The following is a 17,220-nucleotide window of genomic DNA, read 5'->3' on the forward strand; positions in this document are numbered from 1 at the left end:
GGGACTAGTGCGTGGCCCTTTGTCCTCGGCCTACGCATCCACAAGGTGGCTTGGGCCGGATCCGCCCAACTGACCTAATACCCGAACACGGAGATTCGATGCCCAGCCCGGACCAATCACCAGTCACCAGCGACGAGCGCCTGCTATTAGAGGTCTACCATGCTTTAAGGGGGGCGGACAGCCTGCGGGAGAGGCTGACCACCAGGCTCCAGACGGGGACCCCGGCGGTCGCCGACCTAGCCTACGCCGTGACCACGCGCGTGAAGGAAGACTACAAAATCGTTGAGAAGGTCAAAGCTAAGCGCGCCGACCGGCCATCCTACGGCGTGGCCGACGTGAGCGACCTCGTGGGCTTGCGCGTCATCACGCTTTACCGAATGGACATAGTCCAGGTGCTCGAAGCGCTGCTGGACACGATCGCGCGCGACACGTTGGACGACGATGTCTTCATCAGCGGTAGCATCGCCGAGGCGTTGATCTACAGCACGAACCCGAACGGCGATGCGCAGGAGCTGCCGAAAAGGGTCAAAGCGCTGTTCGAGGGGCGTGGGATCGCTGCCGAGATCGTGGAGCGTCCGTCGAACTATACCTCGATCCACATCGTCGTGAAGGGACGTGGGCGATACCGCGACGGGTATTGCGCGCTGCCGATCGAAATTCAGGTCCGTACCGCCCTGGAAGACTTTTGGGGGCAGATCGAACATGGCCTGAAGTATAAGCGCCGGCGGGTCGAGAATGTGCGTGACGAGCAGCAACTGGAGACGAGCCTGAGCCACCTTGGCGTGCTCAAGACGCTAATCGACGGAGTCGGCCAGTACGCCGACCAGATTAAACTCCAGATAGACGAGATCGAGACCGGTCTGCGCTATGGATCATCGCGCTCCGCCGAAGAGCCCAACGTCCGGCTCCGGACGCTAAAGGACCTTCCCGAGGATCTACGCAACAGGATTGAGGTCGCGATCAAGGCCGCGCAGCCGGTGCTAGAGAAGAGCAGCGGCAAGCCCAGGGAGCGAATCGGATCACTGAGCGAGCTCGCGACCCGGCTCCAAGCTCTGGACGATGAGGTCGATGCGGCGGCGGGATTCCAGCCCCGTACGCGTAAGGAGGTGTCGTACGTCCTGACGATGCAGCGGGCCCTCGTCCACTTCCAGCTTGGAAACCTCATCGCGGAGGGGGAGCCTGAAATCCAGCGCGCCCTGCAGCTCTACCGGGAAATGGAGGCGAAGTTCCCAAAGCGGCTCGTCATCGTCTACCGTATCGCCAGGACCCTCGATGCGCTCGGCCACCGGGGTGAGGCGATCGACAAGCTGCGCGCCCTCGTGATCGCGCTTGGCGCGAAGGGCGAGCCTATCCCCAAGCAGCATTGGATACGGTCGGCTGCACCGCGCGTGCTCGGTGTCCTGTTGTGGGAAGAGGCTGAGGCACTGCGTGGCGGGTATGGAGCTGAGAGGGGCACCGCCGGGCCAAAGGCGATCGAGCTCCTGAACGAGGCGTTCTCCGTAACTCGCGACGCTCGCGAGACTAAGGTTAAGGAAGATCCCGAAGACTTAAGCTCGTCCACCGAGAGGGCCAAGGCCTCGAACAACCTGCTCTACTACTTTCTCGAGGTCGTCGAAGGCGGCGGTGCAGCGCCGGAGGGGATGGGAGAGGCGGAAGTTCGACAGTACCTCAAAGAGATGCGAGCCGACGATCCAAGCACGATGAACGACCACCAGTTCGCCGATACCGCCCGACGGGCCTACCTCCACCTTGGTGACGGCGAGAAGGCCCGCCTCGCAGCTGAGAAGCTGCTGGAGCTGACCGGATATGGCGAAGGCGCGAACGATCCCTATATCCGTCGCTCTGTCCTTGAGGCCAAATCAACGCTCGAAGGTCGAGGGCCACCGACGACGAAGGGACTAAGTGTCTCGTGACGCGTTTAGGCAAGGTTGGCTTCTCGCGCATGAGGGCAACGGGACGAAAGCGATTGCACAGACGTTTACACGAAAGTAGGCATTCTGTGAGAGATCCCACTGAGGAGAAAAGACGTGCGGCTTCCCACTAAAGACGACTAATTGCAGGTATAGCGCGCGGCGGCGGAAGCCGCAGGCGCGCTAGGCCCGTGCAAAGCGGTCGAAACGGACGAGCGCCCCCGGGTGTGTCGACAGTCGGTAATCGACGTTGGTCCCCTTCAATCACACTAAACCAACAGTTCAGGTCAACTTAGCGCCCGTCGCAGTTGGTTTCACAAGAGCATGCGTTGCCTTCGGCGCTAGCTGCGTCAGGTTTTGAAACAGTCGTCGCTCACCACCTGAACCAACGGCCGGTTTTGAGAAGTCCTCAAGCCGTTAAGAATGTCGGCTACTGGGTTTGACGAGGTTCGTGCCGAGTGCGTGAACCTCGTCGGTCCGAAGGGTGAGCTACCAAACGATCGACGTCCCAGAACTCCTATTCCGGGGTGCCAAAGGCACGGGCACAATGCGCTCGAAAGCATTCACCGGTACAAATCCATCAGGGACAGAGGCCCTTGAGGCGTTTCAGGTGGTTGCCATCGACGTGCTCCATCATGGCGAACAGCGCGGCGGCCGCGCCGCGGGTCTCCTCCAGCGTCATTGTTGAGAACGACAGCAAATCGTCGAGGTTGTCCGAATGGGATTCAACTTGGGCGAGCCGCTCGAGGGCCGCCAGCTGCTCCCTGTCCAACTCGGGGTAGTCGGTGCACAGCTTGTCGAGCTGTCCGGGCAGGCCACCGCCGCCTGGACTCTTGAAGGCCAGGAACACGTCCAGCACTCTTCGGATTACGTTGGGGATCATGTAGCCATGGTCATCATAGGCGTTGGGTTGCTCCACGAACCTGAGCACGTGGCTGAACAGGAAGTGGTACTCGGAGTCGTATTCGCGGAGCAGTTTCGACATCTCGATGATCGTCGAGGAACGACGGGGCTGCCCCTCCGGGATCGTCACGTCGATGAATAGGAACGTCGCCGCCGGGTCCTTGCCGGCAGGAGGGCGGGCTCTGCCTTTCCAGGCCTTTCTGAACTCGTTCATGCACTGCAGGTTGTGGGTAAGGATGAACACCTGCGCTGCTTTTTCGAGACGGGTCCTCACGAGGGAGCACGCGAAGTTCAATGCCTTTGTGTCCAGGCTCGACACAGGGTCGTCGACGACCACGATGACGTCCTTCAGCTTTCGGTTGTCTGCCTCGATGGACGACAGGAAGTAGGATATCGCGATCGCGGTCTTCTCGCCCTCGCTTGGGACGCCGGTGATCGGCGTGCCGTGCCGCTGTAGCTCGTAACCCTCGTTGACCGGGCTAATCGTAAGCTCGCCGTGCCCGAGATAAGCCGCGATTAGCTTGTTGATTACCCCGGCGGCGGGTCCGTGTGTCCTGATCTTCTGGCGCAATTCCCGCGCCTTCTCCCGCAGTATCGCAGCACCGTCGGTCTCGACCTTCAACTTGTTCGTCGCGTCGTCGAGTTCCTTCGCCGTCTTAGTGTAGTCGTCGCAGCAATCGACGATGAAGTGCCGCCGTATCGAGATCTCGGCGGCTTCTTTATGCTTCCCGAAATCGGTGACCGCTTGGTTGTGGGCCGCGATGGCCTCGTTGACGGTCGCGACGCCAGCGGCAAGCCGCTGTGCGGTGGCGAGGACATCCGTCTCGCTGGCGACGTCCTTCATGTCGGCTGGCGTCGCCGGACGCGCCAGCTTGGCGGAAAGGACGGTTCGCAGTGTGCCGAGTTGCTTCGCAAGCAGGCGCACGTCCTCCGATACATTCTCCCGGACGTCTTTGAGACCGGCCCGCAATTCCGTCGCCAAATCTTCCGCGGTGGGCATCTGAGCGCCAATTTGGGTCGATGACTCGATCAGGCCGCTCAGTCGCTCGGCAGTCTTGTTTAGACGGCCGACGAATTGGTCGACCCGGTCGTCGAGTGCGGCGGTGAGGAGCGCTCGGCGCTCGTCCGATATCGCGTTGCCGCAGAGGAGGCAGTCAGCGATCCCATGGGCTTCGTGGTACTCATGCCCGTGCTTGAGCCAAAGCAGCATGTCGGGGTACTGTTCCACTTCGTCGAGTGCCACGGCCATCATCGACTGGCCGCAAACGTCGGCGATGAAGCGGTAGGCAGTCTCGATAATCGCCTTATCAAACGAAATCGTTTCTAGGCGCGGCATCGCCTCCTCAAGCCGGCGCGTGTCTTCGGCCGCCCTCAGCTCGTCGTCCGTGAGCGCGGGTCGATCGTCGTCCTTCCAGGTGCTGTAGTCCTTGGCGAGAGCCAGCGCCTCGTACTTGCGACCGCCGAGATGGAGGCGGGAAGCGACCGACTTGGCGCGCTCCCTCTTGTAGTTGGCGAACGTCTTTTCCGCGGCCTTTTCGGTCGCGAACGCAGCCTCCCTCTTCGCATCTGCCTGGATGATGTCGCCTTCGACCTTCGTCAGCTCGCTCGCGGCTTCCGCTTGGTCCGCGCCTATGTAGAATACTGGGTTCGCGCGCCCTGCGGCCCATTGCAGATTTTGTTCGATGTAGTCCGAATTGAACACCAGCAGCCGCTGCTCGAGACCCATTGGATTAGTCGGGCATCCGAACGTCGAGTGGTCGTCCAGCGAAACTTCGAACCTACCGCCGGCGGGGAGTTTGGGGTGCGGTCCGCCGGCTTCGAGGCTTGCGAAGAGACGCGAAAGCGTGCTCTTCCCCGACCCGTTGAACCCATAGATGAGGTTGTAGCGGCGGAACTGGAGAGCGGGCGAACGCGCGCTTCGGTCGGCGTAGATCCCCATTCCCTGCAGCGACTTGATGTTTGTTATTATCCCCATCGCGCGAGTTCATGCTCCGGCCGTATCATTGTCAACGCACGAGTTCGTCCGAATGAAGAAGGGTCTTCGCGACCCTTCTGGCAACATCTGGCGGTAAAGCATTGGAAAGGCCGGCACGGATCTGGCCAGGGTCACTGCCGAAGGGCATTTCTCGAAGCGGTGTTTGCCAAGAAAGCGGTGACGCTCCGCTAAGCTCAGTCGGTCGCTGTAGCTGCCCAAAAAATTCTGAAACGAGCGACCGAAGTTGGGGATTGGAAAACGCGCCTTGAATGATGGGTAAGGGGCCAGCAAGACTTGGGCGGGGCGTCCGATGCTGCGCGGCGATGAAGGTGAGACAGCAGCGTCAATCAAGATGAGACTCCGTTTGGGGCTGTCGGCGTAGGGCGTAGCCCGGAGCCGACAGCCCCAAACGGAAGCCCTTTCGAAGGGCTTTGGTGGTCGTGACCGGCCTACATCTGGGCTTTTCCTTGGGGGAAGAGCGCAGGTGAGCGGTCGACACGTCAACGATCATCAAACGAGGCTCTTTATGAAACATCGTCAAAGCGACCCGGTGCCCGTGGCAGCGGCCAAGGCCGGTATCAGCCGGGCGACCGCCTATCGACTGCTCAAGGGCGGCAAACTCCCGTCCCAGAAGGCGGAGCCGCGAGGTCGGCGCCGACCAGACCCGCTGGCAGAGATCTTCGACACCGAGATTGTCCCACTTCTCCAGGCGGCTCCCGGCCTGCGGGCCGTTGCCATATTTGAGGAGATGCTTCGCCGGCATTCGGATCTGTCGCCCGGTATCCGGAGGACCCTGGAGCGGCGCATCCGGACATGGCGTGCGCGGCATGGTCAGGACCAGGAAGTCATTTTCCGTCAGACCCACGAGCCCGGCCACATGGGCCTGTCGGACTTCACCGATATGGGCGACCTCGATGTGCCCGTCACGGTCGCCGGCGAGCCGCTCAAGCATCTCCTCTATCACTTCCGGTTGGTCTGGTCGGGTTTCGAGCACGCCCATGTCATCCTCGGCGGCGAGAGCTATGTCGCCTTGGCCGAGGGACTGCAGAACGCCCTGTGGGCGGTAGGCGGCGCGCCACGCCTACACCGCAGTGACAGCCTGTCGGCCGCATTCCGCAATCTCGACGCTGACGCCAGAGTTGACCTGACGCGGCGATATGATGCGCTTTGCGAGCATTATGCGATGGAGCCGACGCGCAACAATCGCGGTGTCGCCCATGAGAACGGCGCTATCGAAAGCCCCCACGGCCATCTCAAATATGCCGTAAACGACGCACTGTTGATGCGCGGATCCGGCGACTTCGACGATTTGACCGCCTATCGCGCCTTCATCGACGAGATCGTCGCGCGCAAGAACCGACGCAACGCGGCTCGTATCGATGCCGAGCGCGCAACGCTGCAGCCGCTCCCGCAGCTTCGCACCGGCGACTATGAGGAGAGCATTGTCCCCGTCACCTCGACCAGCAGCTTCACGCTGAAGAAGGTCTTCTACACGGTCCCGTCGCGCCTCATCGGCCACAGGCTGAGGGTCCGCCTGTATGACGACCGCCTCGATATCTTCCTCGGCGCGACGCGTCTCATGACGCTCCGTCGCGGACGAACGCCCAGCGACGGCAAGCACGGACACGTCGTCGACTACCGGCACGTCATTCACAGCCTGCGGCGCAAACCTATGGCGCTGATGAACCTCGTCTACCGCGACCAGATCTTTCCGCGCGAAGCGTATCGCCGGACATTCGACCGTCTTATCGAACAACTGCCCGAGCGCGTCGCCTGCAAGATCATGGTCGAGTTGCTCTCGCTCGCGCATGAGCGGGGTTGCGAAGCAGAGCTGGCAGATGTTCTGGCAGCGGATCTGGACGCCAGGCGCCTGCCAGACCTCACGCAGCTACGAGCACGCTTCTCACCAGACCCGGCCAGCTTGCCGGTCGTCTCGGTGCAATTGCCCTCGCTTGCCGTCTACGACACTCTGCTGACGGGAGCGGCCGCATGAACCCCGCTGTCGACACCCAGCGCCTCGCATTCATCCTCAACGAACTGCGTCTGCCTGCCATCAAGCAGGCCTGGCTCCAGTTCGCTGAACGCGCCGACAAGGAGGCGTGGCCGGCCACCCGCTTCCTCGCCGCGCTCGCCGAGCATGAGATCGCCGAACGCGACCGGCGACGCATCGAGCGGCACCTGGCAGAAGCACGCCTGCCACCAGGCAAGACCCTCGACACCTTCGACTTCACCAACGTGCCGATGATCTCGAAGGCTCACATCATGGCGCTCTGCGCCGGCGACAGCTGGCTCGAGAAGGGGGCCAACCTCATCATGATTGGCGGACCGGGCGGCGGGAAGAGCCATCTCGCCGCTGCAATCGGCATGGCACTCATCGAGGCGGGCTGGCGCGTCCTGTTCACCCGTACCTCGGATCTCGTCCAGAAACTGCAGATCGCGCGCCGTGAGCTCGCCCTCGAAAGTGCGATCGCCAAGCTCGACAAATATCACCTGCTCGTGCTCGACGATCTCGCCTACGTCACCAAGGACCAGGCCGAAACCTCCGTCCTCTTCGAACTGATTAGCGCCCGCTACGAACGCCGATCAACCCTCATTACCGCCAACCAGCCATTCGGCGACTGGTCGCGCGTATTCCCTGACCCCGCCATGACGCTCGCCGCTGTCGATCGCCTCGTTCATCATTCCACCATCTTCGAGATGAACGTCGAGAGCTACCGACGCCGCGCAGCCCTCCAGCGACAATCAAGCTGAGACACCGTCTGTCGCGGAGCGGCGATCAAGACCAAAGTTGGCCTTGCATTGCCTGTCGCGCCGCGACAATCTCGCTCCCGTCACGGCCGCAGAGTCTCATCCTGATCGCCGCTACTGTCTCATCCAGATCGCCGCTCAATAGTCCGAAACGGGTGTCGGCGAAAGCACGAACTTTAGGATATTAGGTGCACAAGCCGGTCGTCGTTAAACCGCGACATAACGGCAAGCCGACGTTGTCAATGGGCAACTGCCGCGGTTTGGGCCGGAATTGACTGGAAGACGCTTGGTCCTCTTAGGGTACACCCACGCCGAACCGGCCGAATGACAGATAGGAGCGGCAGCGCCTACGGGGAGGTTCGCGCGTTAGTGCTGCATGACATTGAAGATATTACGAGCCCGACTTGCCGTTGGCGCGATGCCGTTCCTGATCGTGGGCCTCGGCGGTTTCGCTCAGGCTCATGGCACAATCATCCAGACAAGCGGCGACCCGAAAGCCGGTGTCCGCACCAAACACATCGGGATCAAAAAACACGCTGTGGCAGATCCGATCGTCCAAGCCGGTCACGTGAAGGCTGGGTCTCATAAGGTCTGGTCCGCCTCGAATGTCGAGGCTTTCGACCAGATACTCGCCGATCGCGCCCGGCACGGCCTGGACCGCGTCGTATTCTTTCCAGCCCCGGCGACAGGCGCGACGGGTGCGGTCGAGGACGCTGAACGTACCAAGGCTGCGCTCGATTATGCCGCTGCGCTCTCGCATGGCCACGTCGATCCTGCATCGCTCCACGGCGTATATACGCTGCCCCGGCCAAAGGCCGACCTCGCTGCAGGGCTCACACGCGCACTCGCCAAGGGAGACCTCATTGCCTGGTTCGATAGCCTGCCGCCGCAGGACTCCGAGTACAAGCTTCTCTCTGCTGCCTACCTCGCGTTCAATGCAAAGGCGTCGATCACGACACCCGGGCAGGCTATTCCATCAGGCCTGATCCACATCGGTGACCGCGATGCGCGGGTCTCGACGATCGTCGAGCAACTCGTTGAAAACGGGTATCTGCTTTCTGGGGCCGATACGCCGTCGGCAGCGGCCACCGCCCCGCAAGCGGCTGTTCCAACGCTTTATACCCAAGCGATCGCCGATGCATTGAAGGGGCTTCAGACCGACTACGGCATCGCCGCAGACGGCGTGGTCGGGCCGGAGACCCTAAAGGTCCTAAACCTCAACGACGCCGATAGAGCTCGCGCACTTGCAGTAGGGCTCGAGCGGCGACGCTGGTTGTCCAGAACGCCACCGGCAACTCGGATCGACGTCAACACGGCAGCCGCCCAACTCCGCTATTACCGCGACGGGACGCTTGTCGATCAGCGCAAGGTGATCGTTGGCGAACCCGGCCGCGAAACGCCTGCTCTATCCTCGCCGATCTATCGCCTTGTCGCGAACCCGACCTGGACTGTGCCAAAGTCGATCCAAAACGGGGAGATGGCCAACGTTGGCGAAGACTATCTGCAGGCGCACGACATGGTCCTCCGGGACGGCTGGATCGTTCAGCAGTCAGGACCGAGCAATGCGCTGGGTCTCGTCAAATTCGACATGGCGAATGACCAGGCGATCTACCTGCACGATACATCGGCGCCTGCGTTGTTCGATCGCAGCCAGCGTCATCTGAGCCACGGCTGCGTGCGGGTCGAAGATGCACTGGGGTTCGCGCAGATGCTCGCCCAGCACGAGGGCGTCGCCGACGCGTGGCAGACCGCTCAGGACTCGGGCGAGATGAGTTTTGTGCCCCTGCCGCGCCGCATCCCTGTCCGGTTGCTATACCACAACGTCGACGTCAGTGATGATGGCAAGGTGGCTTTTCGCACCGACCCTTACGGCTGGAACGATCCGATCGCCGAACAACTCGGGTTTGCCAAGGCATCGGCGAAGCGCGCCGAGGCTCAGGCGATCGATATTGGGCCTTGAATAGCGCTAGGCGACGTTTGGCGACCGGTAGCTCGCGCAATCGCCAGCGTCTGCGGCAGTGGGTGGTACAGATTCTCACGGCACACCGTTTGGCTCGCAGCGTGATCGCTGTTCCCCAAAAGAGTGTCACTTATCTCCGTCTCGATGCTCGCGTACGCCAAATTGGGTCAAGCTCGACAACCAGCGCTTCGTGCGGATGAAGACGCACGCTGGCAAGGATCTCGGCGTGCTTTCATGGGATGAGCTGGCTTGGCCTTGAATTATGAGCCGAGTGCACGGGCTCTCCCGTGGGGAAGACGATGCCTATGCTCGTACTGCTTCGTGCTTTCGACGACGCCACCGCAGATCATCGACGTCTCTTGTTCTGGGCTCAACCGGCAAGGACAACGTCTTCACGTATAGATCGTAGTTGATGTTGAAGTTCGTTCAGTGCTGCAATCGTTGTCTCGTCGAGTGATGCCGATATCCGCGGCGAGGTAAGGACCGCGCCAGTTCTGTCGGATAGGAGGTAAATCTCAATCGGCAGACCCGAGAACGATTGCAGTCGCTCGATACGGCGTTCTGACGCGCGTACCGCCGTCTGGAACCGCGCATAGTGTTCGTAATAGATAGAATCGGCTTGCTCGATGTTGAACGCGCTCAGCGCCTTGTCCGTCGCGTTACGGGCATGATCCAGGATCTCGAGGAAATGTTTAGTGATTACACGACGACGCTCGACTGCAGCCGTTGCTAGAGTTGCCTCCGCTCCCCGGGCACGAGCGTCGAGGCGGCTCAGCAGCGCCAGCGCCGTTACAACCGCTCCCAAAGTTGCAAGCGCCGAAATCCACTCCGGCAGGCTCCCCAAATCCATATCTACGCTCTCTGTTTACCGGGCTGCTTCATAGCGGGCACTGGCAATTAGCATAGCGCCACGCCACGGAAGGTCGTGTCATCGACAATGATTTTGGCTACCCCCGGGCCGACGATGGTGTTGATCTTGCCGAGTGCCGTTTCAATGGTGTCGCCAGGAAAATTGATTTCGACGACGTGTGAATTCGGCACTGGCTGGTCGTCTGCATCGATAACCATCGGCAAGGGTAAGCCTTACACGATAGCTGGCCGGCTCCGCCTGGCGGCGTACGGTCACAGGCTGATGTTCCGTTTTGCCATTTCGCTGGACGCCATATCCTTCAAGGGCGTCACCGTGTCGCCCGAGAAGATATCCGCCAGATCGAGGAGGTCCTCGTCCTTGAGTGCAGCATCCGCTGCTTCGATCTCAGCGAGCCGATCGACAGCACGCCCGCCTACGGCAGCACGCCGCTTGATCCGTGATTTGAGCATAGCCGAGCGATAGCAGGGTCGACACGAGATTGGCAGGGCGATCAGCTATCTCGATCAGTCTGCTTGGATCGGCTTTCCGAACACAGCTGCCTGATGCTGCGTGCTCGCGAGCGCGCTTCTCATGTTCTGCTAATTGCGTCACCCACGGTGCGGCGCGGGCGCATCAAATCGCGCCCCCAGACAATAGCGATCTTGCAGCACCAGCGCCGGGTTCGCCATCCGCCACAGGCGACCGCGAACCACGAAATAGCGGCCATCGAGTGTCACCGGATGGCCTACGGCGCGAGATCAACGCGCTGCGCCGCGCGCCCAATCGACGATCGTGCGCTCCGGCATGGCACCCGCCTGCCGCGCAATCTCGCGGCCCTTGCGGAACAGGATCATCGTCGGGATCGATCGGATATTATAGCGTCCGGCAATCGCCTGCTCCGCCTCGGTGTCGAGCTTGCCCAGGCGGATCCATGGCTCGAGCTGTTTAGCGGCAGCTTCGAACGCCGGCGCCATCTGGCGGCAGGGCCGCACCAGGAAGCCCAGAAGTCGACGAGCAGCGGGAGGTCAGATCGTGATGCGTGCGCATCGAAGTTGGCCGCCGTGATGGTGATCGGCCTGGCCGAGAACAGGGCGTTCTTGCAGTTGCCACAGATCCCGCCAGCGCCCAGCTTGTCACGCGGTACGCGGTTCAGGGTGGCGCAGACCGGGCAGGCGACGATCAAGCCACCTGAAGTTTGGGTTGCCATCATTCTTCCTCTCGCCGCGGTAGCCGGCCGAAGATTTCACCTACTGCTGTCTGATAGACAAATCTCCGCTTAGCGAAGGTCCGAACGCAACGGCGCTAAACATATCGATCTCAGACAAGCTGTCCTTCTAAGGCTGTGGGGCGGCATCCTTCTGTGCAGGCGGTTCGGCTTCTTGCGCCCTGTTCATGCCCTCCACCTCAGCGGCCGTCTTGAAGTCTACCAGCTCGACTTGAAACACGAGATCAGAGTTGGCAGGGATCGGGCCTGACGCTTGCGACCCATAGCCCATGGTCGCGGGGATACAGAACCGCGCGACGCCCGATTTGGCTAACATCTGCAATCCTTGAGAAAAGCCCTGGATCACTCCGTTGACAGGCAACGGCGACCGCATCCCCTGATCGAACACCGCCCCAGTCGTTGCCAGATAGCCGATGTAGTTCACTAGCGAGACATCGCCTTGGGTGGGCTTCGCGCCAGATCCAGGGCGCAGCATTGTATATCCCAGCCCGGAAGGCGTCCGTGCCGAACACAGTCGCTGCCCCGTTGGTACTATGGGGGTCAAAGGGAGTGCAATGATGGTATTGCTGGCCTTAACCGGCGCAGGCAGCGCGGCGCGCGGCCTCGCCTTACGGACCGTCGCCCCGCTGACGGGTAACGGTGCCGCCAGCAACGGCAGGACGACGGCAATAACGAGACGGTGCAAGACCCGTGGGAAAGAGCTCATAGCCACGGCTATATCCAAGGCGCCGACGGCGCGCCATTGGTTCCATCACATGGGTGTAGCGCGTATGCCGACAGCTGCGCGGAGGGGCGGCCAGGGATTCGGGGAGGGGTTGCGAACATCCGGCCACGGGTTCCAGGTTGGTCGGTTGCATCGCCAAACCTTGCTCCCCGGTGAGCAGCTTCAGCTCCAATGACGAACGGCGCCGGTATCGATGTGTACGAATCCATCATGTGGATAATAGCCGACTCCTCCACCGCGCATTGAAAGCGCTGCATCTCGGAGGCGGTTCAGCGGCACGCCGGGGATTGCAATATCAGTCGCCTTGCCGAGCATATGCTGGCTGTTGCTCGCGACCCCGTGCGAACGAGCGTGGAGAGCCCCGTTCGTCTTCGGGCTTCGGTAACCTGACACCAGTCGAACGTGGTTCTGCGGCGACACATCAAGTCGGTCACGGACACGCACTAGCAGGTCCAGGAGCGCAGGATCCATGTGCCGGGTAGCACCGGTGCGCCAATCCCGCATGGCGTGGTTGAGTTCGGCGAGTCCATCGGCACGATAGCGCCCGTTGGCAAAGTAGCACGCGTCGTATCGCTCGCCACTGTGCGGGTTAGTCAGTGCCAGGCGCCGCTCAGGAGTGCGCGCCGAAACGCGTTCCGAAAGTGCGGCCATCACGAGCGCGGCTGCTCCACCGCTAACAAGATCGCGACGGGAAAACAGTGAGTCAGCCAAGGTGGGATCCTGTCAGAAAGAGGCATTTGCCTTACACCATCACTTGGTGAATGCTTCCTTTACTGACATGCGTTCGTCACGGTGGTCGAACCTCTTGCCCGATCCAGGTCGGGGTAAACTCTCTGGGTGCATCGTCGATCGGCATCGGCAAGGCAGCGGCGCATTGATCACCTGCTATCTCGGGCAGTACTTGGAAAATGGCAAACGGCCCGCCGAACCCCGGACACCAACACACGGCCGCGGCATTTTGCCCTCTTGCTTGGCTTGACTGCTAACGCGCATGAGCTGCGACGGATAGGGAGCAACGAGCTCCTTCTGGTTCTCCTATGGCGTCGAAAGAGGACCGGCATGGCCTTCGGATGAACAGGCGCCACCAGCACGAGGTGGCGGGCATGCGGCCTGGGCTGGCTCGAAAGCACAATCTTTCAGCAGTCGGGTGGCTAATGTGATTGCCCTTAGCGGCCGATGAATGTCGTCAATCGCGAACCGACAGGAAAACGCCAAAAGCGGGTCGAAACCAGTTGGTTTCCTTCAGGTACACCCGTGCTGAACCTGCGGAAGCTGAAACCTGCCGGAACTGATAAAAGGGAGCGGCGGGCAGTGCGCAGAGGCTGGTTGCGCAAATGCCCACGCGGTACATATGGGCTATGTTCAGAACTCTTGCCGCCGCCTTCATCATGCTTCCTTCCGCGGCCCTCGCTGCCGACCTGGCGCTTGCGCCTGGCAGATGGGACGTCACGTCCAATACGGTGGAGATGTCCGTGCCCGGGTTGCCGGGCTTCATAGCGCGCATGATGCAGGGTAAGTCGAAGACGGAGCACAAACGCCTGTCGGCGGGCCAGGGCGTGGAGGCGCTTATCGCGCCCGATCCGAAGGCGCGGTGCCATGTCGACGTCCAGCACGTTGCTGATGGCAAATACGATCAGGTGCTTACCTGTCCGCAGAAGCGTGGCGAGCCCGTGCACGTCACTCGGTCCGGCACCTATGACAAGACGGGCTTCGTGGGTCGGGCAATGGTGACCGGAACGACATCCAAGGGGCCGATGCGCATCGTGCTCACCCAGCGCGCCGCCCGCGTCGGCGACTAACCACGTCACAGGCTGAAGCACATGCTGGAGATCGAGGAGGTATCGCATACCTATCCGGACGGGACCCCCGCACTTGATGGGGTGACGTTGTCCATCGGCCGCGGGCTGTTCGGGCTGCTTGGGCCCAATGGGGCGGGTAAGTCGTCACTGATGCGGGTCGCGGCCACTCTGCAATCTCCATCGAGGGGGCGGTTGCACTTCGACGGGATAGACATGCTTGCGGAGCCTCGGACGCTGCGGCGTCGGCTGGGCTACCTGCCGCAGGATTTTGGCGTCTATCCAGGCGTGTCGGCGGAGGCGCTGTTCGATCAGATCGCGGTACTTAAAGGCCTAACGGGGCGGGGTGAGCGGCGCGACACCGCCGAGCGGCTGCTTCGGCTGGTGAACCTGTGGGATGCACGTGGGCGGGCGGTATCCACATTTTCCGGCGGGATGCGCCAGCGTTGGGGTGTGGCGCAGGCGCTGATCGGGGAGCCGGACTTGCTCATTCTGGACGAGCCGACTGCAGGGCTCGATCCCGCTGAGCGCAATCGCTTTCACGAACTGCTGTTCGGCCTTGGTGAGACTGCGGTCGTGATTGTATCGACCCACATCGTCGACGACGTTGCAGATCTATGCGGGCGAGTGGCCGTGCTGGCTGGCGGCCGAGTGCTGGCCTATGATTCACCGGGTGCGCTTGCTGGCGCGCTCGATGGGAGGGTGTGGCGTGGGCCCGCGGAGTCTGACGCCGGCACCGCGACGTTGCTTTCGCGGCGGCTCTCGGGTGGGCGGCTTTCCGCGCGGGTACTGGCCGACGAGCGCCCGGGACCGGACTTCGAGCCCATCCCGGCAACGCTGGAGGACGCGTATTTCGCCGCTTTCGGGTACGAACAGGAGTTGCGGCGGTGATCGTTCGCCTCGCCTGGCACGAGTTTCGTCACCAACTCGGCGGGCGCGTCTTTTGGATCGTGTTCGTGGTATCCATGCTGATGGTTTCCGGCTCGATGGTAATCGAGGAGTTGCGCGTTGGGCTGGCGGACGAGGGCACGCGCACCGGGGCCGCAGCCATCGTGCGAATGCACCTCGTCTGGACTTTGTTCTTCCTGTTCACCGCGGCAGCGTTCGTGGGCGAGGCGGGGGTTAGGGACGAGGTGAGCGGATTTGCGGAGTTGGTCCGCGCGACGACCGTGAACCCACGGAGCTATGCACTCGGACGGTTTCTGGGCGCATTTGGGGCAGTGCTGCTTTGCTTTGTATCGGTCCCCGCCGCGATGGCGGTGGCCGGCACAGTGCTGGGGCTCGGCACTGGGCCAGTGGAAGCCCATCTGTTCGCGTTTTTCGCGCTGGCGGTCCCCAACTTGTTCCTCGCCTCGGCCTTGTTCTTCGCGCTAACGTCGGTCACCCGGTCGATGACAGGGTGCCTGCTCGGCGCGGCGGGACTGCTGACGCTGTACGGGCTGGCAAGCGACAACGGCAGTACCGGGCTGAGCGTCATAGAGCCGTTCGGCATTGCTGCGGTAGCGGACGCCATCCGGGGGTGGGGCCCTGCTCAGCGCGAGGTGATGTTGCCCGCTCTTGGCGGCGCGTTGCTGGCCAATCGCTTGGTGTGGCTTGCGGTGGCCGCTGCGCTTGTCGGGCTCGGGACATGGCTTGCCCAGCCACGCACGCCTCGACGCGGCGTGCGTGGCTCACTGCTGGTCGGCGTGGGCGACGGCGCTGACCCGCCGCATGCAGCCGCTCTGCCCGCCGACGCACGGCGGACGCGGTCTTCGCTGCACCCGCGCTCGGGGTGGAGCATCGTCGCAACGCAGATCTGCGTGCGCACCGTGTTTGAGGCTCGGCGCGTGGTCGTGACGCCTGCCTTTGCCGTGCTGCTGCTGATGGGACTAGCGGCAGCCGCAGCAGCGGCGGCGCGAGTGATCGGAACGCCGGCCGCCGTGACCGCGCTGGCAAGCTCGTTCCAACTTGTGCCAACGGTCATCGCCTTGTTCTTCGCGGGTGAATTGTTCTGGGCTGAGCGCGAGCACCATATCGCGCCTTTGATAGCGGCAACCCCGGCAGGCAGGGCTGTGCTGGTGATCCCAAAGCTCCTCGCGCTGGCACTAGTTTTCCTGTTGCTGGCAGTGACGAGCGCGGGAGCCGGGGCCGTTACCGAACTCGCCAAGGGGCAGCCGCCCGCGCTGGCTGCATACCTGACATGGTACGTCTTTCCCAAAGCCTACGAATGGCTGCTGCTTGGCGCGCTTGCGCTTTTCCTTCAGTCACTCGCACCGAACAAGCTCGCTGGCTGGGGGTACATGATCTTCTACCTGATCGGGTCGCTCGCCCTGAGCAAGCTCGGCTGGGACGACCCGCATTACAGGTATGGCGGCTACCCTGGCGCACCACTGCCGCCGAGCCTGAGCGGCGCTCGCGACGTGGGCTGGTACCGGCTCGGCTGGGGAAGCGTGGCGGCGTTGATGGTAGTGCTCGCGTGCAAACACGGGTCTTTGGACGGGCAACAAGTGCGGCAACGAAAGACGCGCCCCGCCGGAGCGAGCTCTTCGGCCTAGCCCGCCGAGCAGAGTCAGCCTTCGCGATCTACTCCGGTCGACCATAGCCTTTGCCCGTTAGGTGCGCTGTTCGGCCCGGAGCGCTAGTCTGCCTGCAAGGCTCATGGACGTAAGCGGGCTGCGCTCTGCACAGGAGAAATGCGATGGATACCGAGGGAGCCCACGCCTTCGTCGATCAACTGGCCAAGCTTCTCGAGCTTGTTGGCGTAGGGATCATCATCGGCGGTGTCGGGCTGGCCGCCATCCTCTTTGTGCGATCAGGGTTCCGAGGTGGCGGATGGCAGGCCGCGTATCAGGCATGCCGATCAAACCTCGGTCGCGGTATCCTGCTCGGGCTCGAGTTGCTGGTCGGAGCGGATATCATCTCGACGATCACTGCACCGCTCACGTTCCAGAGCGTCGCGCTTCTAGGCGGCATCATCGTGATCCGGACCTTTCTCAGCTTCTCGCTCGAGACCGAGATCGAGGGATGCTGGCCATGGCAGCGCGCCGGGAGGGAGCGGGGCGATCGGGAGGGGCGCTCCGCTCCGCCTATAGTCAATACCGGTGACCGCGCCTGAAGGATGCGGGCTTTGTAGTCATGCTGCTGAAACTC

The 17,220-nt window shown here is 62.3% G+C and carries 17 protein-coding genes and 1 pseudogene; 8 read left to right on the forward strand and 10 right to left on the reverse strand.

The window, feature by feature from the left end:
• The first annotated feature begins 98 nt into the window (after positions 1-98).
• Positions 99-1,913, forward strand: a complete 1,815-nt coding sequence (locus AC1MLZ_RS24020) for a hypothetical protein (protein WP_480962347.1) — start codon at positions 99-101, stop codon at positions 1,911-1,913.
• Between the two features lie 577 nt (positions 1,914-2,490).
• On the opposite strand, the gene AC1MLZ_RS24025 is transcribed toward AC1MLZ_RS24020, so the two are convergent.
• Entirely contained in the window at positions 2,491-4,788 is a 2,298-nt protein-coding gene (locus tag AC1MLZ_RS24025; protein ID WP_480962348.1) for an AAA family ATPase, read from the reverse strand.
• A gap of 484 nt (positions 4,789-5,272) precedes the next feature.
• On the opposite strand from AC1MLZ_RS24025, the gene istA reads away from it, so the two are divergent.
• Positions 5,273-6,781, forward strand: a complete 1,509-nt coding sequence (gene istA / locus AC1MLZ_RS24030; RefSeq protein ID WP_151989758.1) for an IS21 family transposase — start codon at positions 5,273-5,275, stop codon at positions 6,779-6,781.
• Complete coding sequence (istB, locus tag AC1MLZ_RS24035; protein WP_159513485.1) at positions 6,778-7,539, forward strand: IS21-like element helper ATPase IstB; 762 nt, start codon at positions 6,778-6,780, stop codon at positions 7,537-7,539. Before istA ends, istB begins: the two co-directional genes overlap by 4 nt.
• A gap of 388 nt (positions 7,540-7,927) precedes the next feature.
• Here istB and AC1MLZ_RS24040 read toward each other — a convergent pair whose 3' ends face one another.
• Complete coding sequence (locus tag AC1MLZ_RS24040; protein ID WP_480962349.1) at positions 7,928-8,095, reverse strand: hypothetical protein; 168 nt, start codon at positions 8,093-8,095, stop codon at positions 7,928-7,930.
• A gap of 9 nt (positions 8,096-8,104) precedes the next feature.
• Between AC1MLZ_RS24040 and AC1MLZ_RS24045 the strand changes: the two genes are divergently transcribed.
• A complete protein-coding gene (locus AC1MLZ_RS24045; protein WP_480962350.1) occupies positions 8,105-9,496 on the forward strand; it encodes a L,D-transpeptidase family protein in 1,392 nt (463 codons plus the stop codon).
• A 370-nt stretch (positions 9,497-9,866) separates the two neighbouring features.
• On the opposite strand, the gene AC1MLZ_RS24050 is transcribed toward AC1MLZ_RS24045, so the two are convergent.
• The 8 genes and pseudogenes from AC1MLZ_RS24050 to AC1MLZ_RS24085 form a co-directional block, all read right to left on the reverse strand.
• Positions 9,867-10,346 carry a hypothetical protein gene (locus AC1MLZ_RS24050; protein WP_480962351.1) on the reverse strand — a complete coding sequence of 160 codons (480 nt, stop codon included), beginning with the start codon at positions 10,344-10,346 and terminating at the stop codon, positions 9,867-9,869.
• 47 nt (positions 10,347-10,393) lie between these two features.
• Positions 10,394-10,570: a hypothetical protein gene (locus AC1MLZ_RS24055; RefSeq protein WP_480962473.1), complete on the reverse strand. Its 177-nt coding sequence runs from the start codon at positions 10,568-10,570 to the stop codon at positions 10,394-10,396.
• A 48-nt stretch (positions 10,571-10,618) separates the two neighbouring features.
• Positions 10,619-10,816 (reverse strand): hypothetical protein, encoded by a 198-nt coding sequence (locus tag AC1MLZ_RS24060; RefSeq protein ID WP_480962352.1) that lies wholly within the window; start codon positions 10,814-10,816, stop codon positions 10,619-10,621.
• A gap of 138 nt (positions 10,817-10,954) precedes the next feature.
• Positions 10,955-11,083, reverse strand: a complete 129-nt coding sequence (locus AC1MLZ_RS24065) for a hypothetical protein (RefSeq protein ID WP_480962353.1) — start codon at positions 11,081-11,083, stop codon at positions 10,955-10,957.
• Positions 11,084-11,104: 21 nt separating this feature from the next.
• Positions 11,105-11,553: pseudogene (trxC, locus tag AC1MLZ_RS24070) on the reverse strand (thioredoxin TrxC).
• A 127-nt stretch (positions 11,554-11,680) separates the two neighbouring features.
• Complete coding sequence (locus tag AC1MLZ_RS24075) at positions 11,681-12,046, reverse strand: FKBP-type peptidyl-prolyl cis-trans isomerase (RefSeq protein ID WP_480962354.1); 366 nt, start codon at positions 12,044-12,046, stop codon at positions 11,681-11,683.
• A 411-nt stretch (positions 12,047-12,457) separates the two neighbouring features.
• Positions 12,458-13,006, reverse strand: a complete 549-nt coding sequence (gene mepK, locus AC1MLZ_RS24080; RefSeq protein WP_480962355.1) for a peptidoglycan L,D-endopeptidase MepK — start codon at positions 13,004-13,006, stop codon at positions 12,458-12,460.
• A 475-nt stretch (positions 13,007-13,481) separates the two neighbouring features.
• The gene (locus tag AC1MLZ_RS24085; protein ID WP_480962356.1) at positions 13,482-13,682 is read right to left on the reverse strand and encodes a hypothetical protein; all 201 of its coding nucleotides are present in this window, start codon (positions 13,680-13,682) and stop codon (positions 13,482-13,484) included.
• Position 13,683: 1 nt separating this feature from the next.
• Here AC1MLZ_RS24085 and AC1MLZ_RS24090 point away from each other — a divergent pair, with 1 nt between their 5' ends.
• The 4 genes from AC1MLZ_RS24090 (at position 13,684) to AC1MLZ_RS24105 (ending at position 17,185) form a co-directional block, all read left to right on the forward strand.
• A complete protein-coding gene (locus AC1MLZ_RS24090; RefSeq protein ID WP_480962357.1) occupies positions 13,684-14,094 on the forward strand; it encodes a DUF3617 domain-containing protein in 411 nt (136 codons plus the stop codon).
• 21 nt (positions 14,095-14,115) lie between these two features.
• Positions 14,116-14,982 carry an ABC transporter ATP-binding protein gene (locus tag AC1MLZ_RS24095; RefSeq protein WP_480962358.1) on the forward strand — a complete coding sequence of 289 codons (867 nt, stop codon included), beginning with the start codon at positions 14,116-14,118 and terminating at the stop codon, positions 14,980-14,982.
• The gene (locus tag AC1MLZ_RS24100) at positions 14,979-16,625 is read left to right on the forward strand and encodes an ABC transporter permease (protein WP_480962359.1); all 1,647 of its coding nucleotides are present in this window, start codon (positions 14,979-14,981) and stop codon (positions 16,623-16,625) included. The genes AC1MLZ_RS24095 and AC1MLZ_RS24100 overlap by 4 nt, the downstream gene beginning before the upstream one ends.
• A gap of 143 nt (positions 16,626-16,768) precedes the next feature.
• Entirely contained in the window at positions 16,769-17,185 is a 417-nt protein-coding gene (locus tag AC1MLZ_RS24105; protein WP_480962360.1) for a DUF1622 domain-containing protein, read from the forward strand.
• Positions 17,186-17,220 lie beyond the last annotated feature (35 nt).

Source organism: Sphingomonas sp. PEI4 (assembly GCF_056679955.1).